Source organism: Streptomyces sp. BF23-19 (assembly GCF_041106355.1).
GTDB classification, from domain to species: Bacteria; Actinomycetota; Actinomycetes; order Streptomycetales; family Streptomycetaceae; genus Streptomyces; species Streptomyces virginiae_A.
On sequence record NZ_JBGBPT010000012.1, the window covers coordinates 24,015 to 49,570 of the forward strand.

Below are 25,556 nucleotides of genomic sequence, written 5' to 3' on the forward strand. Positions count from 1 at the left end.
CGTGCGCCGGGCCCCTTCCGTGTCACGCGGTACGGATCAGCACTCGATGACGTTGACCGCGAGGCCGCCGCGGGCGGTCTCCTTGTACTTCACCTTCATGTCGGCGCCGGTCTCCTTCATGGTCTTGATGACCTTGTCGAGGGACACCTTGTGGCTGCCGTCGCCGCGCATCGCCATCCGCGCCGCGGTGACGGCCTTGACCGCCGCCATGCCGTTGCGCTCGATGCAGGGGATCTGCACGAGGCCGCCGACCGGGTCGCAGGTCAGGCCGAGGTTGTGCTCCATACCGATCTCGGCCGCGTTCTCGACCTGCTCCGGGGTGCCGCCGAGGACCTCGGCGAGGGCGCCGGCCGCCATCGAGCAGGCGGAGCCCACCTCGCCCTGGCAGCCGACCTCGGCGCCGGAGATCGAGGCGTTCTCCTTGAACAGCATGCCGATCGCGCCCGCGGCGAGGAGGAAGCGGACCACGCCGTCCTCGTCCGCGCCCGGCACGAAGTTCATGTAGTAGTGGAGGACGGCGGGCAGGACGCCCGCGGCGCCGTTGGTCGGCGCGGTCACCACCCGGCCGCCGGCCGCGTTCTCCTCGTTGACCGCCATCGCGTAGATCGTCGCCCACTCGCTGCGGTGCAGCATCGGGTCGCCCTCGGTGCGCAGCTGGCGCGCGGTGGAGGCGGCCCGGCGCTTGACCCGCAGGCCGCCGGGGAGGATGCCCTCGCGGGACATGCCGCGCGAGACGCAGGACTGCATGACGCGCCAGATCTCCAGGAGGCCCTCGCGGATCTCGTCCTCGGTGCGCCAGGCCTTCTCGTTCTCCAGCATCAGGGAGGAGATCGACAGACCGGTCTCGTTCGCGAGGCGCAGCATCTCGTCGCCGGAGCGGAAGGGGTACTTCAGCACCGTGTCGTCGAGCTTGATCCGGTCCTCGCCGACCGCGTCCTCGTCCACGACGAAACCGCCGCCGACCGAGTAGTAGGTCTTCTCCAGCAGCGGGGTGCCGGCGCTGTCGTACGCGAAGAGCGTCATGCCGTTCGCGTGGTACGGCAGGGAGCGGCGGCGGTGCAGGATCAGCTGGTTCGGCTCGTCGAAGGCGATCTCGTGGACATCGCCTATCTCCGCGCCCAGCAGCCGCAGCCGGCCGCTCTTGCGGATGCGCTCGACCTCGGCGTCGGCGGTCTCGACGTTCACCGTGCGGGGGGAGTGGCCCTCCAGACCGAGCAGCACGGCCTTGGGGGTGCCGTGACCGTGGCCGGTCGCGCCGAGGGAGCCGAAGAGCTCGGCACGGACGGAGGTGGTCTGGGCCAGCACGCCGTCCTTCTTCAGCCGCGTCACGAACATGCGCGCGGCCCGCATCGGACCGACCGTGTGGGAGGAGGAGGGACCGATACCGATGGAGAAGAGATCGAAGACGGAGATGGCCACGGTGGCGGACTCCCTTGTCTGCTCGTGGGGTGGGAGGGGGCAGGAGAGGAGAAGTGGATTATTCGGATTTTGTCCGGCAGTCGAGCTTAACGCGGCGGAGTGAACGTCTCGGCAGCCGGACGAGGTGGGAAGTATTACGCGGACGGGTCGGCCGGGTGTCGGCCGGTGACCCGTGGCCGGGCCCGGGTCCCGGCCGGGTGATCGACCGGGCCGGTACGGCCGGGGGCGAGGCGTGCGCCGGTGCGGGGCGCCGCGGTCGCCGGGAGGGGGCGGGGCGGGGGCGATCACTGCTTGCGACCGGGTCGAGCGGTCGCGGGCCCCGGTCATGAGAAGGGCCCGGCCTGTGCGGTGACAAGGCCGGGCCCTTCCGTGGCCGTCGGCCGGACGCCGGTTAGAGCGTCGGGTAGAGCGGGAACTTCGCGGCGAGCGCGGAGACGCGAGCCTTCAGGGCCTCGCTGTCGTACGCGGGCTTCAGCGCCTGGGCGATGATCTCGGCGACCTCGGTGAAGGCCTCGGCGTCGAAACCGCGGGTGGCCAGCGCCGGCGTACCGATCCGCAGACCCGAGGTGACCATCGGGGGCCGCGGGTCGTTCGGGATGGCGTTGCGGTTGACCGTGATGCCCACCTCGTGGAGGCGGTCCTCGGCCTGCTGACCGTCCAGCTCCGAGTTGCGCAGGTCGACCAGGACCAGGTGCACGTCGGTGCCACCGGTGAGGACGTCCACGCCCACGGCCTTGACGTCGTCCTGGACCAGGCGGGCGGCGAGGATCTTCGCACCTTCCAGGGTGCGCTCCTGGCGCTCCTTGAACTCGGGCGAGGCCGCGATCTTGAAGGAGACGGCCTTGGCCGCGATCACGTGCTCCAACGGGCCGCCCTGCTGACCCGGGAAGACCGCGGAGTTGATCTTCTTGGCCAGCTCCTGCGTCGACAGGATCACACCGCCGCGCGGACCACCGAGGGTCTTGTGCGTGGTGGTGGTGACGACGTGGGCGTGCGGCACCGGGTTCGGGTGCAGACCCGCGGCGACCAGGCCGGCGAAGTGCGCCATGTCGACCATCAGGTACGCGCCGACCTCGTCCGCGATGCGGCGGAAGGCGGCGAAGTCCAGCTGGCGCGGGTAGGCGGACCAGCCGGCGACGATCAGCTGCGGCTTGGACTCCTTGGCGAGGCGCTCGACCTCGGCCATGTCGACCTCACCGGTCTCGTCGACGTGGTACGGGACCACGTTGTAGAGCTTGCCGGAGAAGTTGATCTTCATGCCGTGGGTCAGGTGACCGCCGTGGGCCAGGTTCAGGCCCATGATCGTGTCGCCCGGCTTCAGCAGCGCGAACATCGCGGCGGCGTTGGCCTGCGCACCGGAGTGCGGCTGGACGTTCGCGGCCTCGGCGCCGAACAGCGCCTTGATGCGGTCGATCGCGATCTGCTCGACGACGTCGACGTGCTCGCAGCCACCGTAGTAACGGCGGCCCGGGTAGCCCTCGGCGTACTTGTTGGTCAGGACCGAGCCCTGGGCCTCCATGACGGCGACCGGAGCGAAGTTCTCCGACGCGATCATTTCCAGGGTCGACTGCTGGCGCACGAGCTCGGCGTCGACGGCGGCGGCGACGTCCGGGTCGAGCTCGTGCAGAGGGGTGTTGAGAACAGACATCAGGATCCCCTGGGGTGTCAGTTGTCGGAGTGGGTGAGCGCGGCGTACTCCTCGGCGGAGAGCAGGTCGTCCGGCTCCGCCGAGACGCGCACCTTGAACAGCCAGCCACCCTCGAACGGTGCGGTGTTCACGAGCGCCGGGTCCTCCACGACGTCCTGGTTGGCCTCGACGACCTCACCGGTCACGGGGGAGTACAGGTCGCTGACCGACTTGGTCGACTCAAGCTCGCCACAGGTCTCGCCCGCGGTCACCGTGTCGCCGACCTCGGGGAGCTGGGCGTAGACGACGTCACCGAGCGCGTTGGCCGCGAACTCCGTGATGCCGACCGTCGCGACGCCGTCCTCGGCGGTCGACAGCCACTCGTGCTCCTTGCTGTAACGCAGCTGCTGGGGGTTGCTCATGACCTGATTCTCCTGGATGCGGGGGAGTGGATACGAACTGCGGTCTTGGGTACTGAGACGGCGCCGTACGGTTTCCCGGACGGCGGACGTGGTGCGTGGGGCTACTTCTGCCGCTTGTAGAACGGCAGCGCCACGACCTCGTACGGCTCATGCGTACCGCGAATGTCGACGCCGACGCCGGACGTGCCGGGCGCGGCGTGCGCCGCGTCCACGTACGCCATCGCGAGCGGCTTGCCCAGCGTCGGGGACGGGGCGCCGGAAGTGACCTCGCCGATGACCTGACCGTCGGCGACGACCGGGAACCCGGCGCGCGGGACGCGGCGGCCCTCGGCGATCAGACCGACCAACTTGCGCGGGGGGTTGGTGGCGGCGCGCTCGGCGGCGGCCTCCAGCGCGGCGCGGCCGACGAAGTCCCCCTCCTTCTCGAACTTCACGACCCGACCCAGGCCCGCGTCGAACGGGGTGAGGGAGGTGGTCAGCTCGTGCCCGTACAGCGGCATGCCCGCTTCCAGGCGCAGGGTGTCGCGGCAGGACAGGCCGGCCGGGACCAGGCCGACGCCCTCGCCCGCCTTGGTCAGCGCCTGCCACAGCTCCACGGCGTGCTCGGGGGCGACGAACAGCTCGAAGCCGTCCTCGCCCGTGTAGCCCGTACGCGCGATCAGCGCGGGCACGCCCGCGACGGTGCCCGGCAGGCCGGCGTAGTACTTCAGGCCGTCCAGGTCGGCGTCGGTCAGGGAGGCCAGGATGCCGGGGGACTCGGGGCCCTGCACCGCGATCAGCGCGTACGCGTCACGGTCGTCGCGGACCTCGGTGTCGAAGCCGGCGGCGCGCTCGGTCAGGGCGTCCAGGACGACCTGGGCGTTGGAGGCGTTGGCGACGACCATGTACTCGGTCTCGCCGAGGCGGTAGACGATCAGGTCGTCGACGATCCCGCCGTCCTCCTGACAGATGTGCGTGTAGCGGGCGCGGCCGACGCCGACGGTGGAGATGTTGCCGACCAGCGCGTAGTCCAGGGCCTTCACGGCCTCCGGGCCGGTCAGCGTGATCTCGCCCATGTGGGAGAGGTCGAAGAGACCGGCCTTGGTCCGTACGGCGTTGTGCTCGTCGCGCTCGCTGGCGTACCGCAGCGGCATGTCCCAGCCCGCGAAATCGGTCATGGTCGCACCGAGCGAGCGGTGCAGCGCATCGAGGGCGGTCAGGCGGGGGGCAGTGCTCATGGGTGTGGCTCCCGGGTCCCAGGGCATCGACATGACATGACGAGGACGTTCCTCCCCATCTGTCATCGGAACCTGAGAGGTTCGCCGAGAGTTCCGCCGATCGATCGATCGCCGGTTCTTCTCATCGACTTGCACCTTGGGTGGAGCTGCGCAGCAGCTCGCTTTTCAGATCTGCCTCATCCACGCGGTACGGGGCCTGAGAGATTCAAGGGAGGTTCTTGCTCCTTCGGCGCCCGCGCACGGCCTTGCGGCGTGCCGGGACTCTCCCGCGCGGATTCAAGCGGCCGGTATGCAGTTGGTCCAGATGGCGCACATCATTGCACGCCATGCCCGAGATCGGGCGGCGGGGTCCGAAAGTTCGTACGGCCCTCCGAAGGGCCCGACCGGAACCGGGGCCGCCGGATTACCGTCTCTTTACACTCAGTGGGCAAGGGTCCTGGTGACCCGAATCGGGGGAGGCGAACACTGTGCGGAGATTCGGAGTGGTGACGACGACGGGAACCGTGGAGGCGGTGCCGACGCAGCGCGGCGCGCGCGGGCGCGGGAGGGTGGCCCAGACCGGCCTCGGCCTCGTACGTGACCTGCGCGGACCGGCCGCGCCCGCCGCGCACCGGCTCGGCTTCGCGGCCGGTGACATCGTCGTGGTGTCCGGTCTGCCCGGCGGCGGCAAGAGCACGCTGATCAAGCGGGCGCCCGCCGAGGGCGGGGCGGTGGACTCCCAGGACACCCGTGAGCGCTGGGAGCGCCGCATGCCCGCGGCGCTGCCGTACGCGGTGTACCGCCCGCTGGTGCGCGCCGCGCACTACTGGGGGCTGTGGCGGATCCTGCGCTCCGGGGCCTCCGTGGTCGTCCACGACTGCGGCACGCAGACCTGGGTACGCGGCCTGCTGGCGGCCGCCGCGCGCCGCCGGGGCCGGGCGCTGCACCTGCTCCTGCTGGACAGCAGCCCCGAGGAGGCCCTCTCCGGGCAGGTCGCGCGCGGCCGCCGGGTCTCCGCCTACGCCTTCGCCCGCCACCGCGGCGCGGTGACCCGGCTGCTCCGCGAGGCCGAGACGGGCCGCCCGCCCGCCGGGTGCGCCTCGGTGACCCTCCTGGACCGCCGCTCGGCCGCGACCGTGACCCGCATAGCCTTCAACGCCTGACCCGCCGGGTGCGGCGGTCCGGGCGGGCTCCGCCCGGACCGAAGCAAGCCCCGCCGGCGTTCGAGGCGCGGGGTTCGGGGGAGCCCCGGTCTTTTCGGCGCGGGCCGAACCCCGGCGACGCCGCGGCACACGAGGCCGGTAGCCTGCGGGGCGACACGCGCGGGATTCGGACAGAGGCAGGGGCACATGCAGGGCAGCGGCTGGCCGGGGAATGAGCTGGAGCAGGTGCTCGGGGCGGCGCTCGGGCAGCCGGACGCCGGGGGGCGGATCCTGGAGGTCCTCGGGCGCAGCCAGGTGTGGGTCCCCCTGCCGGGCGGGGGCGGCCCGACGACGGGCGCCCTCGACCTGCCCACCATGGACATCGGCGGGGCGGCGTACGTCCCCGTCTACAGCTCCGAGGCCCAGTTCCTCGCCTGCGTCGGCCCCGGCATGGACTTCGCGGTGGCTCCCGCCGTCGAGTTCGCCCGCGGCCTGCCCCCGCAGCTCGGTATCGCCCTCAACCCCGAGGGCGCCGTCGGCGTACCGCTGCCGCCGCCCGCCGTCGCGGAGCTCTGCCGCACCGGCCGGACCCCGCTCGACGGCCCGGCCACCGGCGGCCGGGTCCGGCTCTACGAGCCCGACTGGCAGGACGACCCGGTGGATTTCCTGGCCGCCGCCACCGAGGAGTTCCGGGCCACCGGGGTGGTCGCCGCCGCGCACCGCTGCCTCGCCAGCATCGAGGGCGGGGCGCCCCAGCTGTTCGTCGGTGTCCGCCTGGTGGGATGGGAATCCGAGACGCAGAGCGCGCCGATGGAGGCCCTCGAGCGGGCCCTGACCCGTGTCCCGCCGCCGTGGCCGGTGCAGTTGATCCTGCTGGACGCCGCCCAGGACCCGGTCACGGACTGGATTCGTGAGCGCGTACGCCCCTTCTACCTGCCGTAGGGCCGCTTAAGCTGGTTACATCTCCTGGCCGCACGCGCGACTGCCGGTTCGGAGGACACGCGTGGAGCGACGGGCGGACGAAGAGGGGTTCCGGGTGAGTGCGTCAGGCACGGCCGCGGCCGGGCAGGTCGAGCACATGATGCGCCAGGTGACTCCCGGGCGCTACGAGAGTTACGAGGCACTTCTGCACGCCCTCGCCGAGGGCAGGCTCTGGATGCTGCTCTGGCAGGGGCAGCCGGGTTCCCCGGACGCCCAGTACGGCGGTATGGAGGTCGAGAGCCTCGGTTACGCGCCCTGCGTCACCTCCCCCCAGGAGTTGGCCGCCAGCGGCTGGAACCGGGGCTACGAGGTGGTCACCGGGCGGGACATCGCCCGTGCGCTGTATCCCGACCGCTGGGGCCTGTGGCTCAACCCGCACGCCCAGGGCGGCGGCCTCGGCGTGCCCTGGGCCGACCTGCGCCGGATCGCCACCGGCCTGGACCGGATGCCGGCCGGCCCGCTGCGTCTGTCCGAGCCCGCGATCGAGCTCCCGCAGTTCTACGGGCTGCTGACCCAGCACGCGCACCGCACCCCGGCCGTGCGGTCGCTGCGCCGCGCGTGGGTGCAGCCCGCGCTCGGCTCCCCGTACCTCGCGGTCGGGCTGGATCTGTACGACGCCTCCGCGCCCGCGCTGGAATCCGTACGGGAGATGATGCGGCAGTCGGTCGGGGTGGTCCCCGAGGGGGTCCCGGTGTGCACGGTCGCACTCGGGGACGAGCACGACCCCGTCGCGATGTGGCTGCGCGCGCAGAGTCGCCCCTTCTACGACCGCGAGGGTCAGGCACCCACCTACTGACCCGTTCCGCGATTTCCGCATATCGAGACATCCGTCTTGAAGGCCGCACCGGTCCCCATCGGTGCGGCCTTCGGCTTATTCGGTGAATCCACCCAAGATCCATGCCCAAAAGGGCAGTTGGGCCAGATGTCCGTTCCGTGCCGAACGGGCGGTGTTTCACCGCTCAACAGATCCCGGGGTTCGGATAACGGAAGGTGTAGGCGTAGATCACGGTTGCGCATCACATCCCCGGGGGGTCTGGCGGGCGCTTGAGAGGGCGTTGAAGACTCCACCCCACCGAAGGCAGGTCCATCTCACAAACACCAGCTCTTCACGTGCACTTCCGGCACATTTCGTGCCGATCGCACCACCAGCGACGCCGATTGAACCAAGCCGCCACAGCGGCGGGCATGGGCCGACCGATGTCGGCCGAGAGGGGTCCCACCACGATGACGGCACCACTGCAGGACATGAGCGCGGCCGAGCCCGCGGCCGTGACCACCTCCGAGGTTCCGCGAAAGGCGATCGAGGGGCGCTCGCTCGGCCGTATCGCGTGGATCAGACTCAAGCGGGACAAGGTGGCGCTGGCCGGCGGCATGGTCGTGCTGCTGCTCGTGGTGCTGGCCATGCTCTCGCAGCCGATCCAGTGGATCTTCGGGCTGGACCCGGACGCCCTCCACCAGGACCTCATCGACCCGTCCCTGGCCACCCCCGTCGGCTCCTTCGGCGGCATCAGCTGGGACCACCCGCTCGGCGTGGAGCCGAAGTTCGGCCGCGACATCGCCACCCGCATCCTGGAAGGCTCCTGGGTCTCCCTGCTGGTCGCCTTCGGATCGACCGTGGTCTCGGTGTTCATCGGCTCCGTGCTCGGCATCATCGCCGGGTACTACGGAGGCTGGGCCGACACGGTGATCAGCCGCATGATGGACACCTTCCTCGCCTTCCCGCTGCTGCTCTTCGCGATCTCCATCTCGGCCGCCCTCCAGGGCGGGGCCTTCGGCCTCGACGGGCTGCCGCTGCACATCAGCGTGCTGATCTTCGTGATCGGCTTCTTCAGCTGGCCCTACATCGGACGCATCGTGCGCGGACAGACCCTGTCGCTGCGCGAGCGGGAGTTCGTCGACGCGGCCCGCAGCCTCGGAGCCCGCGGCCCCTTCATCGTCTTCCGGGAGCTCCTGCCGAACCTGGTGGCCCCGATCCTCGTCTACTCCACGCTGCTGATCCCGACCAACATCCTCTTCGAGGCCTCCCTGAGCTTCCTCGGCGTGGGTATCCAGCCGCCGCAGGCCTCATGGGGCGGAATGCTCAGCTCCGCCGTGGCCTACTACAAGGTCGACCCGATGTTCATGGTCGTCCCGGGCATGGCGATCTTCGTCACCGTGCTCGCCTTCAACCTCCTCGGCGACGGTCTGCGCGACGCCCTGGACCCCAAGAGCTCGCGCTGACCCTCCCGTTCCTCGGGCACCCGGCCGAGGCTCCGCCAGTACCCACCATCACTCCGAATCAGGGGGCATCACTCCGCCATGAGAAGCAGGTCGAGAACAGCCGCGGTGCTTGCCGCCGCCATCACCGTCGCCCTCACCGCCTCCGCCTGCAATGGTGGTGACAAGACCGGCGGTGACGACAAGTCGGCCGGCGCCAACGCCGCCGTCAAGGCCGTGGTCAACGCTTCGGACAAGAAGGGCGGGACGGTCGTCTACGAGGCGTCCGACACCCCCGACTCCTTCGACCCCGGCAACACGTACTACGGCTTCGTCTTCAACTTCAGCCGCCTGTACGCCCGTCCGCTGACCACCTTCGCGCCCGCCCCGGGCGCCGAGGGCAACAAGGTGGTCCCGGACCTCGCCGAGGGCCTCGGTACGCCGAGCGACGGCGGCGCGACCTGGACGTACAAGCTGCGCAAGGGCGTCAAGTACAGCGACGGCTCCCTGGTCACCTCCAAGGACGTCAAGTACGCGGTCGAGCGCAGCAACTTCGCGCGTGACGTGCACTCCAACGGCCCGAACTACCTCGCGCAGTACCTCAAGAACAACGAGACCCCGTACGAGGGCCCGTACAAGGACAAGTCCGAAACGGGACTGCAGTCCATCGAGACCCCCGACGACCAGACGATCGTCTTCAAGCTGAAGCAGCCCTTCGCCGAGTTCGACTACCTGCTCGCGAACCCGCAGTCGGCCCCCGTGCCGAAGGCCAAGGACAACGGCGCGGACTATGTGAAGAACATCGTCTCCTCGGGCTCGTACATGTTCGAGAGCTACGAGCACGACAAGCAGGCCGTCCTGGTCCGCAACCCCAACTGGGACGCCTCCACGGACCCGCTGCGCAAGCAGCTCCCGGAGAAGATCGTCGTCAAGCTGAAGGTCAACCAGGAGACGATCGACTCCAACCTGAAGGCCGGCAACACCCACATCGACATCGTCGGTAACGGTGTGGCCCAGCAGACCCAGACCGAGCTGCTGACCTCGAAGGACCCCAACACCGACAACGCCGAGGGTGGTCGCCTGGTCTACATGGCGATGAACACCAAGGTGGCACCCTTCGACAACGTGGAGTGCCGCAAGGCGGTCCAGTACGCGATCGACAAGGTGTCGGTGCAGACCGCCTTCGGCGGCCCGATCCGCGGCGCCATCGCCAGCACCGTCCTGCCGACCGACATCCCGGGTCACGTGGACTTCAACACGTACAAGACCCCCGATGACAAGGGCGACGAGGCCAAGGCCAAGGCCGCGCTGACCGCCTGCGGCCAGCCGAACGGCTTCGAGACCACCATCACCGCGCGCAACGACCGCGCCGGCGAGGTCGACATGGCCACGGCCATCCAGGCGTCCCTGAAGAAGATCGGGATCACGGTCAAGATCCAGCAGTTCCCGGCCGGCAAGTACTTCAGCGACTACGCGGGCGTCCCGAAGTTCACCGAGGACAACAAGATCGGCCTCATGATGATGCAGTGGGGCGCCGACTGGCCGAGCGGCTTCGGCTTCCTCCAGCAGGTCGTCCACGGTGACGCGATCAGCAAGACGGGCAACACCAACCTGTCGCAGCTGAACGACCCCGAGATCAACAAGATGCTGAACGACAACATCGCCAACACCGACTCCGCCGCCCGCGAGAAGGTCTACGGCGAGATCGACAAGAAGGTCATGGACCAGGCGGTCATCGTCCCCCTGACCTACTTCAAGGTCCTGCACTACCGCTCGCCCAAGCTCACCAACGTGGTCTCCAACCCGGCGTGGAGCGGTCAGTACGACTACCTCAACATCGGCCTGAAGTAACCCCGGACGTCAAGTCCTCAGGCAGTTCGACCCTCTCAGCCAGATCTGCCAGAACCGTGGAAGGCAGGTGAAGGCAGCAGTGCGCGCGCCGGTCCGTCCCGCGCCCCCGACCGGGGTGCGGGGCGGACCGGCGGACGCCGAAGCCGACCCCCGTGTTTGTGTACATCGTCCGGCGGCTGTTCGCCGCGGTGTTCCTGCTGCTCGTTGTCAGCGCGATCACCTTCGCGATCTTCTTCCTGCTGCCCCGGCTGGCCGGCGGCACGGCCGACTCGCTGGCCACCCAGTACGTGGGCAAGAACCCCTCGCCCGAGTCCATCGCCGCGGTCAAGAAGAACCTCGGTTTCGACCAGCCCCTGTACGCGCAGTACTGGGACTTCCTGCGGGGCATCTTCGCGGGCCGTGAGTTCAACTACGGCCCCGACCCCTCGCAGTGCAGTGCCCCCTGCCTCGGCTACTCCTTCAAGGACCACGTCGAGGTCTGGCCCGACATCGTCGCCCGGCTGCCCATCACCGCCTCCCTCACCCTGGGAGCGGCCGTCATCTGGCTGATCACCGGTGTGACCACGGGTGTGGTCTCGGCCCTGCGCCCGGGCTCGCTCTTCGACCGGCTCGCGATGGGCGTGGCCCTCGCCGGCGTCTCGCTGCCGATGTTCTTCACCGGCACGCTCTCGCTGGCCGTCTTCGTCTTCAACTGGCCCGTGTTCACCAATGTGTACGTGGACTTCTCCGAGGATCCGGCCGCCTGGTTCCAGGGGCTGGTCCTGCCCTGGTGCACGCTCGCCTTCCTCTACTCCGCGCTCTACGCCCGGCTCACCCGGGCCGGAATGCTGGAGACCATGAGCGAGGACTACATCCGCACCGCGCGCGCCAAGGGCCTGCGCGAACGGGTCGTCGTCACCCGCCACGGGCTGCGCTCCGCGCTGACCCCCATCGTGACCATCTTCGGCATGGACTTCGGGCTGCTCCTCGGCGGCGCCATCGTCACCGAGACGGTCTTCTCGTACCACGGCATCGGTGAGTACGCGTACCACGCCATCGCGGTGAACGACCTGCCGAAGATCCTCGGGGTGACCCTCTTCGCCGGAGCCTTCATCGTGCTGTGCAACCTGGTGGTGGACCTCGTCTACGCCATCATCGACCCGAGGGTGAGGCTGTCGTGACCGATCCGACTCCGAAGGGGAACGAGGCCGGCGAAGCCGGCGCCGACCGCGGCGCGCACACCGCCACCGCCACGGCCGTCGTGGCGGGACCGGGCGACGGCCCGCCCTCCGAGGCCTTCCTCGACGTACGCGACCTCAAGGTCCACTTCCCCACCGACGACGGCGTCGTCAAGTCGGTCGACGGGCTCTCCTTCCAGCTGGAGAAGGGCCGCACCCTCGGCATCGTGGGCGAGTCCGGCTCCGGCAAGTCCGTCACCTCGTTGGCCGTCATGGGCCTGCACCGGGCGAGCAACGCCAGCCGCTCCACCGTCGAGATGTCGGGCGAGATCTGGCTCGGCGGCAAGGAACTGCTGTCGGCCGACCCCGAGGAGGTGCGCCGGCTGCGGGGCCGCGACATGGCGATGATCTTCCAGGACCCGCTGAGCGCGCTGCACCCGTACTACACGATCGGCGCCCAGATCGTCGAGGCGTACCGCGTCCACAACGACGTCGACAAGAAGACGGCGCGCAAGCGGGCCGTCGAGATGCTCGACCGCGTGGGCATCCCCGAACCGGGCAAGCGCGTCGACGACTACCCGCACCAGTTCTCCGGCGGCATGCGTCAGCGCGCGATGATCGCGATGTCGCTGGTCAACAACCCCGACCTGCTGATCGCGGACGAGCCGACCACGGCCCTGGACGTCACCGTGCAGGCACAGATCCTGGACCTGATCCGCGATCTGCAGAAGGAGTTCGGCTCCGCCGTCATCATGATCACGCACGACCTCGGCGTCGTCGCGGAGATGGCCGACGAGATCCTCGTCATGTACGGCGGCCGGTGCGTCGAGCGGGGCACCGCCGAGAAGGTCTTCTACGAGCCCCGCCACCCCTACACCTGGGGCCTGTTGGGCTCGATGCCGCGCATCGACCGCGAACAGAGCGAGCGCCTCATCCCGGTCAAGGGCTCCCCGCCCAGCCTCATCAACATCCCCGACGGCTGTGCCTTCAACCCGCGCTGCCCGTACGCCGACGTGCCCAAGGGCAACGTGACGCGCACGGTCCGGCCCGAGCTGATCGAGGACGACAGTCGCCACTGGTCCGCCTGCCACATGTCGCAGGACGAGCGGACCCGGATCTGGACCGAAGAGATTGCGCCGAAGCTGTGACCGAGACGCCTGACATGAAGAAGCCGGACACGGTGGTCATCCCCGCGCAGGCCAAGGAGTCTCCCGAGGTCCTGCTCAAGGTCACCGGCCTGGCCAAGCACTTCCCGATCACCAAGGGACTGATCCGCCGCCAGGTGGGCGCGGTCAAGGCCGTCGACGGCCTCGACTTCGACGTCCGGCGCGGGGAGACCCTCGGCATCGTCGGCGAGTCCGGCTGCGGGAAGTCGACCATGGGCCGGCTGATCACGCGGCTGCTGGAGCCGACGGGCGGCTCCATCGAGTTCGAGGGCAAGGACATCACGCACCTCGGCGTGTCGGGCATGCGCCCGCTGCGCCGGGACGTGCAGATGATCTTCCAGGACCCGTACGGCTCGCTGAACCCCCGCCACACGGTGGGCACCATCGTCAGCGCGCCGTTCAAGCTCCAGAAGGTCACTCCGGAGGGCGGGCTCAAGGCGGAGGTCCAGCGGCTGCTGTCGCTCGTGGGCCTCAACCCCGAGCACTACAACCGCTACCCGCACGAGTTCTCCGGCGGTCAGCGCCAGCGCATCGGCATCGCGCGGGCCTTGGCGCTGAAGCCGAAGCTCGTCGTCGCGGACGAGCCCGTCTCGGCGCTGGACGTGTCGATCCAGGCCCAGGTGGTGAACCTGCTGGACGACCTCCAGGACGAGCTCGGCCTCACCTACGTGATCATCGCGCACGACCTGTCGGTCATCCGCCACGTCTCGGACCGCATCGCCGTGATGTACCTCGGCAAGATCGTCGAGCTGGCCGACAACAAGGGGCTGTACGGGGCGCCGATGCACCCCTACACCACGGCCCTGATGTCGGCCGTGCCGGTGCCCGACCCGAGGCGACGCGGTGCCAAGAGCGGCCGCATCCTGCTCAAGGGCGACGTTCCGTCGCCGATCTCGCCGCCGAGCGGCTGCCGCTTCCACACCCGGTGCTGGAAGGCCACGCAGATCTGCGCGACGCAGGAACCTCCGCTGCTGGCGCTGAAGCCGGGCCACCAGGTGGCCTGCCACCACCCGGAGAACGCCCCCGACCAGGCCCCGGGCGACCAGCCCCTGCCGGGCGCGGCGGACGCGGTGGCGAAGGTCACGGAGTAACCGCCCGGTGGGGCCGAAACCGCCTTCGGCGCGGCTTCGGCCCCACGGGACGACTTCGGCCCCATTTCGGCCCCGCCGGCGTTCGAGGCGCGGGGGCTCGGGGGCAGCGCCCCCGCAGCGGCGCCGCACGGCACACCCGGCCTCGGTGGAGCCCCGCATTCTGCCGAGCCCGCCGCAGGTGACAATGGCCCGGTGCTCCACGATCTCTTCCCGCCCGGGATCCAGCATGCCCTGGATCTCGCCGGCATCTTCGTCTTCGCCACCGCAGGCGCCCTCCTCGCCGTACGCAAGAACTTCGACGTCTTCGGCATCGCTGTCCTCGCGCTCGTCACGGCCCTGGGCGGTGGTCTCTTCCGGGACCTCGTCATCGGCGCCGTGCCGCCCGCCGCCTTCGGTGAGCTCAGCTTCTTCGTGACCCCGCTGGTCGCCGCCGCGATCGTCTATTTCCTGCACCCCGAGGTCCAGCGGATCAACCACGCCATCAACGTCTTCGACGCGGCCGGCCTCGGGCTGTTCTGCGTGACGGGTACGACCAAGGCGTACGAGTACGGCCTCGGCCTCACCGCCTCCGCGGCACTCGGGGTCACCACCGCCGTCGGCGGCGGCGTCGTGCGCGACGTGCTCGTCAACGAGGTGCCCTCGCTGCTGCGCGACCGCGAGATGTACGCCGTCCCCGCGCTGGTCGGCGCCTCGATGGTGGCGATCTTCATCAGCATGCACGCCCTCAACGGCATCACCACCGGCCTCGCGATCGTCACCACCTTCGTCCTCCGCCTCCTCGCCATGCGCTACCACTGGCGGGCGCCGCTGGCCTGGAACAGGCGGTCGTCGGTGGCCGAAGAGCCGTAACAAAAGAAAGCTACCGCTTAGTAGCAAGCCGGTGTACCGTCGTTTACATGTCACACGCAGCTGCCAAGGCATCCATCGGCGACAGTGAGTTCGACCGCGACACCGCCATCACCGCACGCGCGGGCGAGCCCGGCGTGTACGACGCGGAACTCTCCGCCGGCTGGACGATCATCGCCGCCGTGAACGGCGGCTACCTGCTGGCCCTGGTCGGCCGGGCCCTGTCGGCGGCCCTCCCGCACCCGGACCCGTTCACCGTCTCCGCGCACTACCTGACCTCGTCCGTGCCCGGCCCCGCCGTGATCCGCACCGAGGTCGTCCGCGTCGGACGCACCCTCTCCACCGGCCAGGCCTCGCTGTTCCAGTACGACGAGAGCGGCGCCGAGATCGAGCGCATCCGCGTCCTCGCCTCCTACGGCGACCTCGCGGCCCTGCCCGACGACGTACGCACCGTCGCCGTGCCGCCCGCCATCCCCGCCTACGAGGACTGCATCGGCCCCGAGGCCGGCCCGGCCCCGATCCCCGGCAGCTCCGCCATCGTGGACCGGCTCCGGCTCCGGCTGGACCCGGCCACCGCCGGATGGGCCGTCGGAGCGCCCTCCGGCAAGGGCGAGATGCGGGCCTGGTTCGAGCTGGCCGACGGCCGCGACGCCGACCCGCTCTCCATGCTCCTGGCCGTCGACGCGCTGCCGCCGACCGCCTTCGACCTCGGCCTGGTGGCCTGGACCCCGACGGTGGAACTCACCACCCACGTCCGCCGTCGCCCGGCCCCCGGCCCGCTCCGGGTCTCCATCACCACCCGCAACCTGGCCGGTGGCTTCCTGGAGGAGGACGCCGAGGTCTGGGACTCGTCGGACCACCTGGTCGCGCAGTCCCGCCAACTGGCCCGCGCCCTGCGCCCGGCCTGACCGCTCCCCGATCCGACCGGTACGGCACTCCCCAGGAGTGCCCTGCCGGCCATCGCGGGGTCCCGCGGCGCAAGCGGCCACCGGCGGGCTCGTAGAATCGGGGGATCATGGCCTACCTCGACCACGCCGCCACCACCCCGATGCTGCCGGAGGCCGCCGCGGCGATGACCGCGCAGTTCGCCGCCACGGGGAACGCCTCCTCCCTGCACGCCGCCGGCCGCCGGGCCCGCCGTACCGTGGAGGAGGCCCGCGAGGCCTTCGCCGAGGCGGTCGGCGCCCGCCCCAGCGAGGTGGTCTTCACCGCCGGCGGCACGGAGGCCGACAACCTCGCCGTCAAGGGCCTCTACTGGGCCCGGCGCGACGCGGACCCCGCCCGCACCCGGGTCATCGCCAGCCCCGTCGAGCACCACGCCGTGCTCGACGCCGTCCACTGGCTCGCCGAGCACGAGGGCGCACAGGTCGAGTACCTCCCCGTGGACCGCTACGGGCGGGTCCACGCCGACGCCTTCCGCGAGGCCGTCGAGCGCAACCCCGACGACGTGGCCCTGGCCACCGTCATGTGGGCCAACAACGAGATCGGCACCGTCATGCCGGTCCGCGAACTTGCCGCCATCGCCCGCGAGTCCGGGATCCCGCTGCACTCCGACGCCGTCCAGGCCCTCGGGCAGCTCGACGTCCACTTCGGCGACAGCGGCCTCGCCGCCATGACCGTCAGCGGCCACAAGGTCGGCGGTCCCTACGGCATCGGCGCACTGCTGCTCGGCCGCGACCAGAGCCCCGTACCCATCCTGCACGGCGGCGGCCAGGAGCGGCACGTCCGCTCCGGCACCCTCGACGTGCCGGCCGTCGCCGCCTTCGCCGTGGCCACCGTGCTCGCCGTCGAACGGCGCGAGCGGTTCGCCACCGAGATCGGCGCCCTGCGCGACGAACTGGTCGCCGCCGTCCGCGCGGCCGTGCCCGACGCCGTCCTCGGGGGCGACCCCGACGAGCGGCTTCCCGCCAACGCCCACTTCAGCTTCCCCGGCTGCGAGGGCGACTCGCTGCTGCTCCTGCTCGACGCCCAGGGCATCGAATGCTCCACCGGCTCCGCCTGCACCGCCGGCGTGGCCCAGCCCAGCCACGTCCTGCTGGCCGCCGGCACCGACCCCCAGCTGGCCCGCGGCACCCTGCGCTTCTCCCTCGGCCACACCTCCACCAAGGAGGACGTGGCGGCCCTGGCCGCGGCCATCGGCCCCGCGGTCGAGCGCGCCCGCACGGCCGGCCTCAGTTAGGAGTGTCCAGAGCGGCCCGGATCAGGCTGATGTAGCGGCTCCAGTCCCAGTGGCGGCCGGGGTCGGTGTGGTCGGCGCCCGGGACCTCGGAGTGGCCGACTATGTGCGCACGGTCCGCCGGTATGTCGTACCGGCGGCAGATGTCGGCCGCCAGCCGGGCCGAAGCCGCGTACATCGTGTCCGTGAAGTCCTGCGGGCGGTCCACGAAGCCCACGTGCTCGATGCCGACACTGCGCTCGTTCATCGAGCGGCTGCCGGAGTGGAAGGCCACGTCCAGCTCGCGCACCATCTGCTCCACGTGCCCGTCCCCGCGCACTATGTAGTGCGCCGACGCCTTGTGCCACGGGTTCTTGAAGGCGTCCACCGAGGACTCGAAGCCGCCCTGTGTGACATGGACGACTATCCGGTCCACCCGGTAGTCGGCCGGGCGGTCCGCCTTGCGCCAGTTCGCCGGCGAGGCGGACGTCCAGCTCGCGCCCGCGTGGTCGAGCTCGCCCTCCCTGCGCGGCTTGTCCACCCCCGGTATCAGCCACCAGGCACGGCCGATCTCCTCCCGGCCGGCCACCGCCGCCGCCGCCGCGAAGACCCCGAGCCCGCCGAAGAGCACCGCCCGGCGGGTCCGCCCCGGCGACTTCTTCCCTTTGTTCCCCTGCTCGACGATGTGATCCACCCCCCGTACCCCGATAACGCGCTGTGACCCCGCTCGGTTCCCCCGTACTCTGGACGGTGCTATGACTGAGAACCTGCCGCGCACCGCCCGTCCCCTTCGCGTCCTGGCCGCCATGTCCGGGGGCGTGGACTCCGCCGTCGCCGCCGCCCGCGCGGTCGAAGCCGGGCACGACGTGACCGGCGTCCACCTCGCGCTCTCCGCGAACCCGCAGTCCTTCCGGACCGGCGCCCGCGGCTGCTGCACCATCGAGGACTCCCGCGACGCCCGCCGGGCCGCCGACGTCATCGGCATCCCGTTCTACGTCTGGGACCTCGCCGAGCGCTTCCGCGAGGACGTGGTCGAGGACTTCATCTCCGAGTACGAGGCCGGGCGCACCCCGAACCCGTGCCTGCGCTGCAACGAGAAGATCAAGTTCGCGGCGCTGCTCGACAAGGCCCTCGCGCTCGGCTTCGACGCCGTCTGCACCGGCCACTACGCCACCGTCGTGCTGAACGAGGACGGCTCCCGCGAGCTGCACCGCGCCTCCGACATGGCCAAGGACCAGTCGTACGTCCTCGGCGTCCTCGACGAGAAGCAGCTCGCCCACGCCCTCTTCCCGCTCGGTGACACCCTCACCACCAAGGAAGAGATCCGCGCCGAGGCCGAGGAGCGGGGGCTGGCCGTCGCGAAGAAGCCCGACAGCCACGACATCTGCTTCATCGCCGACGGCGACACCCAGGGCTTCCTCGCGAACCGACTCGGCAAGGCCGAGGGCGACATCGTCGACGAGGCGACCGGCGAGAAGGTCGGCACCCACGAGGGCGCCTTCGGCTTCACCATCGGCCAGCGCAAGGGCCTGCGCATCGGGCACCCCGCCCCCGACGGCAAGCCGCGCTACGTCCTCGACATCTCCCCGGTGAACAACACCGTCACCGTCGGCCCCGTCGAGGCCCTCGACGTCACCGCCCTCACCGCGATGCGCCCCCGCTGGTGCGGAGCCGTGGCCGCCGCCCCGGGCACCTACACCGCCCAGCTGCGCGCCCACGGCGGCGAGACCGAGGTCTTCGCCGAGGTCGTGGACGGCGAGCTGCGCGTCTCCTTCACGGAGCCGGTCCGGGGCGTGGCACCCGGCCAGGCGATCGTGCTCTACGACGGCACCCGCGTGGTCGGCTCGGCCACGATCGCGACCACGACGCGGGCCGCCGCCACCGTCTGAACGACGCCGTTCACGGCATGACGCCGCGGTCCGTCCCCCCGGGCGGACCGCGGCGTCGTGCTGTGGCGGGCTGCCGCCCGGATCAGGCCGCCCGGATCAGGCCGCCGGGTACCAGACGGTCCCGTTGTCGCCGTGCTGGGCGAGGGTGCTCGCGATGATCTCGCCCTCCCGGAAGTAGCGCGGGTGCTGCTGCAGGAAGCCGGGGAAGGAATCCAGGGACGTCGCGTCACACACCCCGTCGGTCTTGATGCAGTGGCGCTGGACCGGGACTCCGGGGAACACCTCCGGCCCGGTGCCGGGGGAGTACGCCACGAACGGGATGAGGACCCCCTGGGGGACCAGCCGCCAGAAACCGGTTCCCGGCTGCATGGGGTCGGAGTAGAGCATGCCGTCGACCCGGTCGCGCGGGACCTCGGTGCCGTTGTTCGCGATCGTCTGGAGCAACAGGTCACCGACCCAGGCGCCCTGGGAGTAGCCGGCGATGGTGAAGGTCGCCGTCGGGTCGGCCCGGTAGGCGTTCTCCAGGGCGGCCTTCGCGTTCCAGTAGCCCTGGTTCACGCTGTCGCCGAAGCTCGGTGCGAACGGGGCCGGCTGTTCGTTGTGGCTCCCGACGAAGGGGCCGCCGCTGGCCACGTAGCAGACCGGAATCGCGATGCCCCCGTTCAGATGCCGGTTCGCGGCCTCGAAGCTCGTGGTGCACCCGGGCGCCTCGGCGGCCGCCCCGGTGCCGCCGATCTGGATGTAGTAGTGGTTCGCCGGGGCGGCGTGCGCGGTGGCCGGTGCGGCCACGGCGCCGGCGAGCAGGAGGACCGTCGACGCGACGACGGACTTGATGCGGCGGGCGAGCCTGTTCGGCTTCGTGGTGGACATACGGGTCAACTCCCCTGGGTCAAGGCGGGCACCGCGTCGGGTGCGGCGACCGGCACTCATCGTGGTGTTCGTGCTGGTCGCGGGACCATGCCCGCAACCGGCCATATGTGGCCGGTCGACGGTGCCCGGTGGTTTGACCGGGTTCCGGGAGGACATCGGACTCACGTGGCAGGGCCGTCGTCGGGGGAAGGGCATTCAAGTGGGCAGCCAGTTCGGCGCGTTGCTCCGCGGGTTACGGCACGAGGCGGGGATGACGCAGGAGCAACTGGCCGAGCGGTCCCGACTCGGGGTCCGCACCATCCACCGGCTGGAGACCGGCAAGCCCACCGACGCCCGGATGGGTACGGTGAAGCAGGTCGCGCACGCGCTGGCCGACGAGCTGAAGCGCGACCGGGACGAGCTCTGGACGGACCTGTTGGCCGCCCACCGCGGCAAGGCGGCCGCCGCCGCCGGGGAGGACCTACGCGCCGCACCCGCCCCCGTATCGGAGCCGGAGCCGGAGCCGCAGTCGCCGCCCGGGCCCGAGCGGGCGCCGGAGCGGGCGCCCGCACCGGACCGTCCCGCCCGGCCGGTGCCGCACCGGACGCCGGCCACGTCCCGGGGCGCCCTGGCCGAGGCCGCCGAGTCGCTCGCCCACGACGTCTACGGCCGCTGCATCCGCGAGGAGGAGCAGCGCCGCATCCACGACCCCTTCCCGCTGCCCGTGCGGTGGCGGTCGGCCCCCGCCGAGCTGCTGGACCACTGGGACAACATCCGCGGCACCCCGCCCGGCGCCGCCCGCGGCCCGCTGTCCCTGGACGGCGGCCTCACCGACATCGCCGACGTCTACCGGCGCGTCCGGTCCGGGCGGCTGGTGGTGCTCGGCCGGGCCGGCTCCGGCAAGACCGTCCTCGTCCTGCGGTTCGTCCTCGACCACCTGGTCGCACGCTCCGACGGCGATCCCGTCCCCGTGGTCTTCAGCATGGGAGCGTGGGACCCGACCGGCACCACCCTGCGCGACTGGCTGATCGCCCGCCTGCTGCGCGACCACCCGAACCTCGACGCCCGCGCCCCCGGCGGCGCCACCCTCGCCGCCGCCCTGGTGGACGCCGGATGGATCCTGCCGGTCCTGGACGGGTTCGACGAGATGGCCACCGGACTGCTCGCCGTCGCCCTGCGCGAACTCAACGCGAGTTCGCTGCCCCTGCTGCTGACCAGCCGCACCGAACAGTTCGCCGAGGCCGTCGCGGTCGAGGTGCTGCGCCGGACCGCGGGCATCGAACTGCTGGACCTGGACGCCGACGACCTGGTCCACTACCTGCCCCGCACCGCGCGCCCGAGCGCGCCGGCCGACCGGGACGGACGGACCGCCACCGGCTGGGACCCCGTCCTGGAGCGGCTGCGCACCGACCCGGACGGCGGGCCGGGCGCCCGCCTCAGGGCCGTGCTGAGCACCCCGCTGATGGTCCTGCTCGCCCGGACCGCCTACAGCGACACCCCGGCCCAGGACCCGGCCGTGCTGCTGGACGAGGCACGCTTCCCGACCCCCGAGGCCCTCGAGGAGCACCTGCTGGCCGGGTTCGTGCCGAGCGTCTACCAGCACCTGCCCACCGCCGTCCCGGGCGCCCGCCGCGCGCGCAGGCCCCGTAGCTGGGACCCGCACCGTGCCCGGCGCTACCTGGGCCACCTCGCCGACCACCTGGACCGGCCCGAGCGCCGCGCGGGCCAGGACCTGGCGTGGTGGCAGCTGCGCGACTCGCTACGGCTGCCCTCGCGGATCCTGGCCGTCGTCCTCGCCTGCTCCCTGGTCACCGCCCTCGCCGACTGGCTGGTCTTCCCGGCCAAGAACCTGGCCGCCGGTCGCGGTGCCGCGTTCGCGCTGGGTACGGGCCTGCTGGACGCCCTGCTCTTCGGCCCCGCCGTCGGCCTCGCCTTCGGGCTGGTCTACGGGCTCATGGCCGTGCTCGGGATCCGGGCGTTCGAACCGTCCCGGGTCCGGATGCGGCTGCCCGGCCGCCGCGGGCGGGGCGCCGGACCGACCTCCCGCCGGTTCGCGGCCCTGGTCCCGGCCGGACTGCTGGGCGGGTTCGTGATGGGCCTCGGCTGCGGGCTCGCCTTCACCGTCGGCGCGCAGCTGACGTACGGCGGGGTGGTGGTCAACGCGGCGGTGATCGAGGCGACGGCCGTCAACTGCCTCATGTACGGGCTCGTCTTCGCCTTGGCGGGCGGGCTCGTCCTCGGGCTCGTGGCCACCTTGGAGACCCCCATCGACCTCGGCTCGGCCGCCACGCCGACGGATCTGCTGGCCGTCAACCGCAGCATCGTGGTGCGCCAGGCGCTCTTCCTCGCGCCGATGCTCGCCCTGGTGATCGCCTTCGGCGGCCGGCTCATGACCGAGCTGTTCCAGGGCGTCGTCGGCCCCCTGACCTGGCCGATGGCCGACGGGCTCGCGCTCGGCGCCGTGGGCGGGGTGGCCGGCGCGCTCTCCTACGCCCTGGCGTTCACCGCCTGGGGCCAGTGGGTGCTCCTGACCCGGATCTGGCTGCCGCTGACCGGCCGCCTGCCCTGGGCGACGGTCGCCTTCCTGGAGGACGCCTACCGGCGCGGTGTCCTGCGCCAGGTCGGCGCCGTCTACCAGTTCCGCCACGCGCGCCTCCAGCGTCATCTGCGCGGCCGGCCCACCGGCCGAGGGGTCACCCGCTCGGTGATCTCCACACCGACTCGGGATGGCGGTTCGGGCCGGTGATCGCCGTCCAGCAGAGCGGCCCGCCGCGCGGACGTGGGCGGAAGCTGCCGCCGGCCCGGACGAGCGCGTCGACCACCTCGTACACGTTCGCTGCGCATGCTCCATGGCCGGAGTCCGCACCGACGGGCCGAGGTGAGGGCGGGCGGGCCGAGGTGAGGGCGGGCGGGGTGGCCCGACGGACGCGGCAGCCCGCTGTCCCCGGTCGTCGGGCCAGGGCAGCGGGCGGAACGCGGCGGGAACGAGGCCCGGACGGGTCCGGGACGCCCCGTGCTCAGGCGACGGTCAGGACGATCTTGCCGGTGGTACGGCCCCGCTCGCCGATCTCGTGGGCCTTCGCCGCCTGCTCCAGCGGCAGCACCGTGTCGACCAGCGGCTTCAGCAGGCCCTGCTCGACGAGCGCAGTGATCTCCCGCAGACCGCCCAGGTCCGGCTCCACCAGGACCCAGGAGGCGTGCACGCCCTGCGGGTCGGCCGGGAGGGAGTCGGGGCCGGGCAGGGTCACCAGGTGGCCGCCGGCCTTGAGGACCTTCAGGGAGCGCAGGGTGTAGTCCCCGCCGATGGCGTCGATCACGACGTCCACGTCGGCGACGGCGTCCTCGAAGTCCGTGGTGCGGTAGTCGATCACCTCGTCGGCGCCGAGCTCACGCAGCAGCGCGTGCTTGCCCGCGCTCGCGGTGCCGATCACGTACGCGCCGCGGGCCTTGGCGATCTGCACCGCCAGGTGGCCGACCCCGCCGGCCGCCGCGTGCACCAGCACCCGCTGGCCGGCGCTCACCCCGGCGGTGTCCACCAGGGCCTGCCAGGCGGTCAACGCGGCCAGCGGCAGGGCCGCGGCCTGCACGTGGTCCAGCGCGGCCGGCTTGGGGGCGAAGTGCCGGGCGGGAGCCGTCACGTACTCGGCGTACGCGCCGGCCTGCTGCGGGAAGCGGGGCATCCCGTAGACCTCGTCGCCCACCCGGTGGAGGGTCACGCCCGGTCCCACGGCCTCCACGGTGCCCGACACGTCCCAGCCGACCGCCGGCACCGGGCCCCAGGGGATCAGGGCGCCGCTCTCACGCGTCTTCCAGTCCACCGGGTTGACCCCGGCGGCGTGGACCCGGACCAGGACCTCGCCCATTCCGGGCTCCGGACGCTCGGCCTCGGTCTCGACGAGGACCTCGGGTCCGCCCCACTTGCTGATGACGACGGCGCGCATGACATGTCTCCTTGCTGGGTTCCTGGCGGCCGGTGTGCCGGCCGATGACCTCACTCTGGCCGCTCGCCGACCCGCGCGGTGTTGGCCGTACGGCCACCATGTGTCAGGATCTGGCCATGCACCGAATCGCCGTACTCGCCCTCGAAGGGGTCCCTCCGTTCGAGCTCGGCATCCCCTCCCGGGTCTTCGGAAACGCCCAGGACGAGGCCGGGAACCCGCTCTACGAGGTGACCGTCTGCACCGCCGACGGCCTGCCCGTGACCAGCGACGCGGGCTTCACCGTCGGCGTCTCGGCGGGCCCCGAGGCCCTCGCCGCCGCCGACACCGTGATCGTCACGCCCACGCACGCCATGGACGAGCTCGCGCACGGCGCCCCCCTGCCGCAGCCGCTGACCGACGCCCTCGCGGCGATCCGGCCCGGCACCCGGCTGGTCTCCCTCTGCACCGGCTCGTACGTGCTGGCCGCCGCCGGACTGCTCGACGGCCGGCCCGCCACCACGCACTGGCTGCACGCGCCCGAGTTCCAGCGGGGCTTCCCGCGCGTCCGGCTCGACGAGGAGGTCCTCTTCGTCGACGACGGCGACGTCCTCACCTCGGCCGGCGTGGCCGCCGGCATCGACCTCTGCCTCTACCTGATCCGCCAGGACCACGGCACGGGCGTCGCCAACAGGGCCGCGCGGCTCTGCGTGGTCCCGCCCTGGCGCGACGGCGGCCAGGCCCAGTACATCGACCGCCCCGTCCCCGAGCCGACGCTCGCCACCACCACCGCCACCCGCGCCTGGGCCCTGGAACGCCTCGCCGAACCGGTCACCCTCGGCGAGCTGGCCACGCACGCCCGGATGAGCCTGCGCACCTTCACCCGGCGGTTCCGCGACGAGGTCGGCATGACGCCGGTGCAATGGCTCACCGCACAACGCCTGGAACTGGCGCGCCACTTGCTGGAGTCCAGCGACCTGCCGGTCGACCTGGTGGCCCACCGCTCCGGCTTCGGCTCGGCCAACTCCCTGCGCCAGCACATGCGTTCCACGCTCGGCGTCTCCCCGATCGCCTACCGGCGCACCTTCCAGCCCGCATCGGCGTGACCTGGGAGGTAATCGCCACCGGTCCCGTGCCCTGACAGGATCGGATCAACGGCCCGCACCGGCGGGCCGGTCCACGGGGGAGCAGACCATGACCGCGTACGCCATCGCCCACATCCGTCCCGAGACCATGAACGAGGACATCCTCCGGTACATCGAGACGATGCAGTCGACCATCGACCCCTTCGGCGGCCGTGCCCTCGCCGCCCGCCGGCCCGGCTGGACCGTGGAGTTCTGGGAGGACCGCTGCGCCGAGCACGAGCGGGCCTCGGGCGGCCTCTTCGCGCCGCCCGCGCCGGACCGTGCCGCCGCGCCGGCCGACGTACGGGACCAGGCCCTGGAGCGGTGGGCCGGGCCCCGGGGCGACGTACGGGCCCGGCTCGTGGCGGCGCTCCCGCACGCCACGATCGGCCAGGGCTTCGGCCCCGCCGTCTCCGCCGAGCAGGCGGCCGCCGCCCGCGCCGCCGTCCGGCGGGCGTACGCGGCCGCCGTCGGCACCTGACCTCGGCCTTCGGGCCCCGCGCGCGCCCGGGGGTGCGAGCATGGGCG

22 protein-coding genes and 1 riboswitch are annotated in these 25,556 nt (G+C 71.7%); of the genes, 15 read left to right on the forward strand and 7 right to left on the reverse strand.

The window, feature by feature from the left end; translation table 11 throughout:
• Positions 1 to 36 precede the first annotated feature (36 nt).
• The 4 genes from AB8A24_RS09640 to gcvT form a co-directional block, all read right to left on the reverse strand.
• Positions 37 to 1,419, reverse strand: coding sequence for an L-serine ammonia-lyase (locus AB8A24_RS09640; protein WP_328961560.1), 1,383 nt, complete (start codon positions 1,417 to 1,419; stop codon positions 37 to 39).
• Between the two features lie 391 nt (positions 1,420 to 1,810).
• Complete coding sequence (gene glyA / locus AB8A24_RS09645) at positions 1,811 to 3,067, reverse strand: serine hydroxymethyltransferase (RefSeq protein WP_328961559.1); 1,257 nt, start codon at positions 3,065 to 3,067, stop codon at positions 1,811 to 1,813.
• A gap of 17 nt (positions 3,068 to 3,084) precedes the next feature.
• Entirely contained in the window at positions 3,085 to 3,468 is a 384-nt protein-coding gene (gcvH, locus tag AB8A24_RS09650) for a glycine cleavage system protein GcvH (protein WP_328961558.1), read from the reverse strand.
• Between the two features lie 101 nt (positions 3,469 to 3,569).
• A complete protein-coding gene (gene gcvT, locus AB8A24_RS09655; RefSeq protein WP_033224528.1) occupies positions 3,570 to 4,685 on the reverse strand; it encodes a glycine cleavage system aminomethyltransferase GcvT in 1,116 nt (371 codons plus the stop codon).
• 175 nt (positions 4,686 to 4,860) lie between these two features.
• Positions 4,861 to 4,964: riboswitch (glycine riboswitch) on the reverse strand.
• Positions 4,965 to 5,170: 206 nt separating this feature from the next.
• On the opposite strand from gcvT, the gene AB8A24_RS09660 reads away from it, so the two are divergent.
• The 11 genes from AB8A24_RS09660 (at position 5,171) to AB8A24_RS09710 (ending at position 17,273) form a co-directional block, all read left to right on the forward strand.
• On the forward strand, positions 5,171 to 5,827 hold the full coding sequence (locus AB8A24_RS09660) for an AAA family ATPase (protein WP_369475342.1): 657 nt from the start codon (positions 5,171 to 5,173) through the stop codon (positions 5,825 to 5,827).
• A 186-nt stretch (positions 5,828 to 6,013) separates the two neighbouring features.
• Positions 6,014 to 6,748 (forward strand): enhanced serine sensitivity protein SseB, encoded by a 735-nt coding sequence (locus AB8A24_RS09665; RefSeq protein ID WP_369475343.1) that lies wholly within the window; start codon positions 6,014 to 6,016, stop codon positions 6,746 to 6,748.
• A gap of 94 nt (positions 6,749 to 6,842) precedes the next feature.
• Entirely contained in the window at positions 6,843 to 7,583 is a 741-nt protein-coding gene (locus tag AB8A24_RS09670; RefSeq protein WP_266379564.1) for an enhanced serine sensitivity protein SseB C-terminal domain-containing protein, read from the forward strand.
• A gap of 428 nt (positions 7,584 to 8,011) precedes the next feature.
• The gene (locus AB8A24_RS09675; protein ID WP_328961556.1) at positions 8,012 to 9,007 is read left to right on the forward strand and encodes an ABC transporter permease; all 996 of its coding nucleotides are present in this window, start codon (positions 8,012 to 8,014) and stop codon (positions 9,005 to 9,007) included.
• Positions 9,008 to 9,085: 78 nt separating this feature from the next.
• Positions 9,086 to 10,834: an ABC transporter substrate-binding protein gene (locus AB8A24_RS09680; RefSeq protein ID WP_328961555.1), complete on the forward strand. Its 1,749-nt coding sequence runs from the start codon at positions 9,086 to 9,088 to the stop codon at positions 10,832 to 10,834.
• Positions 10,835 to 10,986: 152 nt separating this feature from the next.
• On the forward strand, positions 10,987 to 11,994 hold the full coding sequence (locus AB8A24_RS09685; protein WP_030725362.1) for an ABC transporter permease: 1,008 nt from the start codon (positions 10,987 to 10,989) through the stop codon (positions 11,992 to 11,994).
• A gap of 80 nt (positions 11,995 to 12,074) precedes the next feature.
• Positions 12,075 to 13,139 carry an ABC transporter ATP-binding protein gene (locus tag AB8A24_RS09690; RefSeq protein WP_328965840.1) on the forward strand — a complete coding sequence of 355 codons (1,065 nt, stop codon included), beginning with the start codon at positions 12,075 to 12,077 and terminating at the stop codon, positions 13,137 to 13,139.
• A 14-nt stretch (positions 13,140 to 13,153) separates the two neighbouring features.
• Positions 13,154 to 14,248 carry an ABC transporter ATP-binding protein gene (locus AB8A24_RS09695; RefSeq protein ID WP_033224534.1) on the forward strand — a complete coding sequence of 365 codons (1,095 nt, stop codon included), beginning with the start codon at positions 13,154 to 13,156 and terminating at the stop codon, positions 14,246 to 14,248.
• 192 nt (positions 14,249 to 14,440) lie between these two features.
• Positions 14,441 to 15,097, forward strand: coding sequence for a trimeric intracellular cation channel family protein (locus tag AB8A24_RS09700; RefSeq protein ID WP_030725371.1), 657 nt, complete (start codon positions 14,441 to 14,443; stop codon positions 15,095 to 15,097).
• Positions 15,098 to 15,144: 47 nt separating this feature from the next.
• The gene (locus AB8A24_RS09705; protein ID WP_030725374.1) at positions 15,145 to 16,002 is read left to right on the forward strand and encodes a thioesterase family protein; all 858 of its coding nucleotides are present in this window, start codon (positions 15,145 to 15,147) and stop codon (positions 16,000 to 16,002) included.
• Between the two features lie 107 nt (positions 16,003 to 16,109).
• A complete protein-coding gene (locus AB8A24_RS09710; protein WP_328961554.1) occupies positions 16,110 to 17,273 on the forward strand; it encodes a cysteine desulfurase family protein in 1,164 nt (387 codons plus the stop codon).
• Here AB8A24_RS09710 and AB8A24_RS09715 read toward each other — a convergent pair.
• The gene (locus tag AB8A24_RS09715) at positions 17,266 to 17,943 is read right to left on the reverse strand and encodes an N-acetylmuramoyl-L-alanine amidase (RefSeq protein WP_328961553.1); all 678 of its coding nucleotides are present in this window, start codon (positions 17,941 to 17,943) and stop codon (positions 17,266 to 17,268) included. The two genes, AB8A24_RS09710 and AB8A24_RS09715, sit on opposite strands and share 8 nt — an antisense overlap.
• A 61-nt stretch (positions 17,944 to 18,004) precedes the next feature.
• Here AB8A24_RS09715 and mnmA point away from each other — a divergent pair, with 61 nt between their 5' ends.
• Positions 18,005 to 19,138 carry a tRNA 2-thiouridine(34) synthase MnmA gene (gene mnmA, locus AB8A24_RS09720; RefSeq protein ID WP_369475344.1) on the forward strand — a complete coding sequence of 378 codons (1,134 nt, stop codon included), beginning with the start codon at positions 18,005 to 18,007 and terminating at the stop codon, positions 19,136 to 19,138.
• 96 nt (positions 19,139 to 19,234) lie between these two features.
• On the opposite strand, the gene AB8A24_RS09725 is transcribed toward mnmA, so the two are convergent.
• A complete protein-coding gene (locus AB8A24_RS09725; protein ID WP_328961551.1) occupies positions 19,235 to 20,008 on the reverse strand; it encodes a PE-PPE domain-containing protein in 774 nt (257 codons plus the stop codon).
• A gap of 199 nt (positions 20,009 to 20,207) precedes the next feature.
• Here AB8A24_RS09725 and AB8A24_RS09730 point away from each other — a divergent pair, with 199 nt between their 5' ends.
• Positions 20,208 to 22,733, forward strand: a complete 2,526-nt coding sequence (locus AB8A24_RS09730; protein ID WP_328961550.1) for a helix-turn-helix domain-containing protein — start codon at positions 20,208 to 20,210, stop codon at positions 22,731 to 22,733.
• Between the two features lie 271 nt (positions 22,734 to 23,004).
• On the opposite strand, the gene AB8A24_RS09735 is transcribed toward AB8A24_RS09730, so the two are convergent.
• Complete coding sequence (locus tag AB8A24_RS09735; RefSeq protein WP_369475345.1) at positions 23,005 to 23,928, reverse strand: NADP-dependent oxidoreductase; 924 nt, start codon at positions 23,926 to 23,928, stop codon at positions 23,005 to 23,007.
• A 116-nt stretch (positions 23,929 to 24,044) separates the two neighbouring features.
• Here AB8A24_RS09735 and AB8A24_RS09740 point away from each other — a divergent pair, with 116 nt between their 5' ends.
• Positions 24,045 to 25,010, forward strand: coding sequence for a helix-turn-helix domain-containing protein (locus AB8A24_RS09740; protein ID WP_328961548.1), 966 nt, complete (start codon positions 24,045 to 24,047; stop codon positions 25,008 to 25,010).
• An 88-nt stretch (positions 25,011 to 25,098) separates the two neighbouring features.
• Positions 25,099 to 25,509 (forward strand): hypothetical protein, encoded by a 411-nt coding sequence (locus AB8A24_RS09745; protein WP_328961547.1) that lies wholly within the window; start codon positions 25,099 to 25,101, stop codon positions 25,507 to 25,509.
• Positions 25,510 to 25,556: the final 47 nt, after the last annotated feature.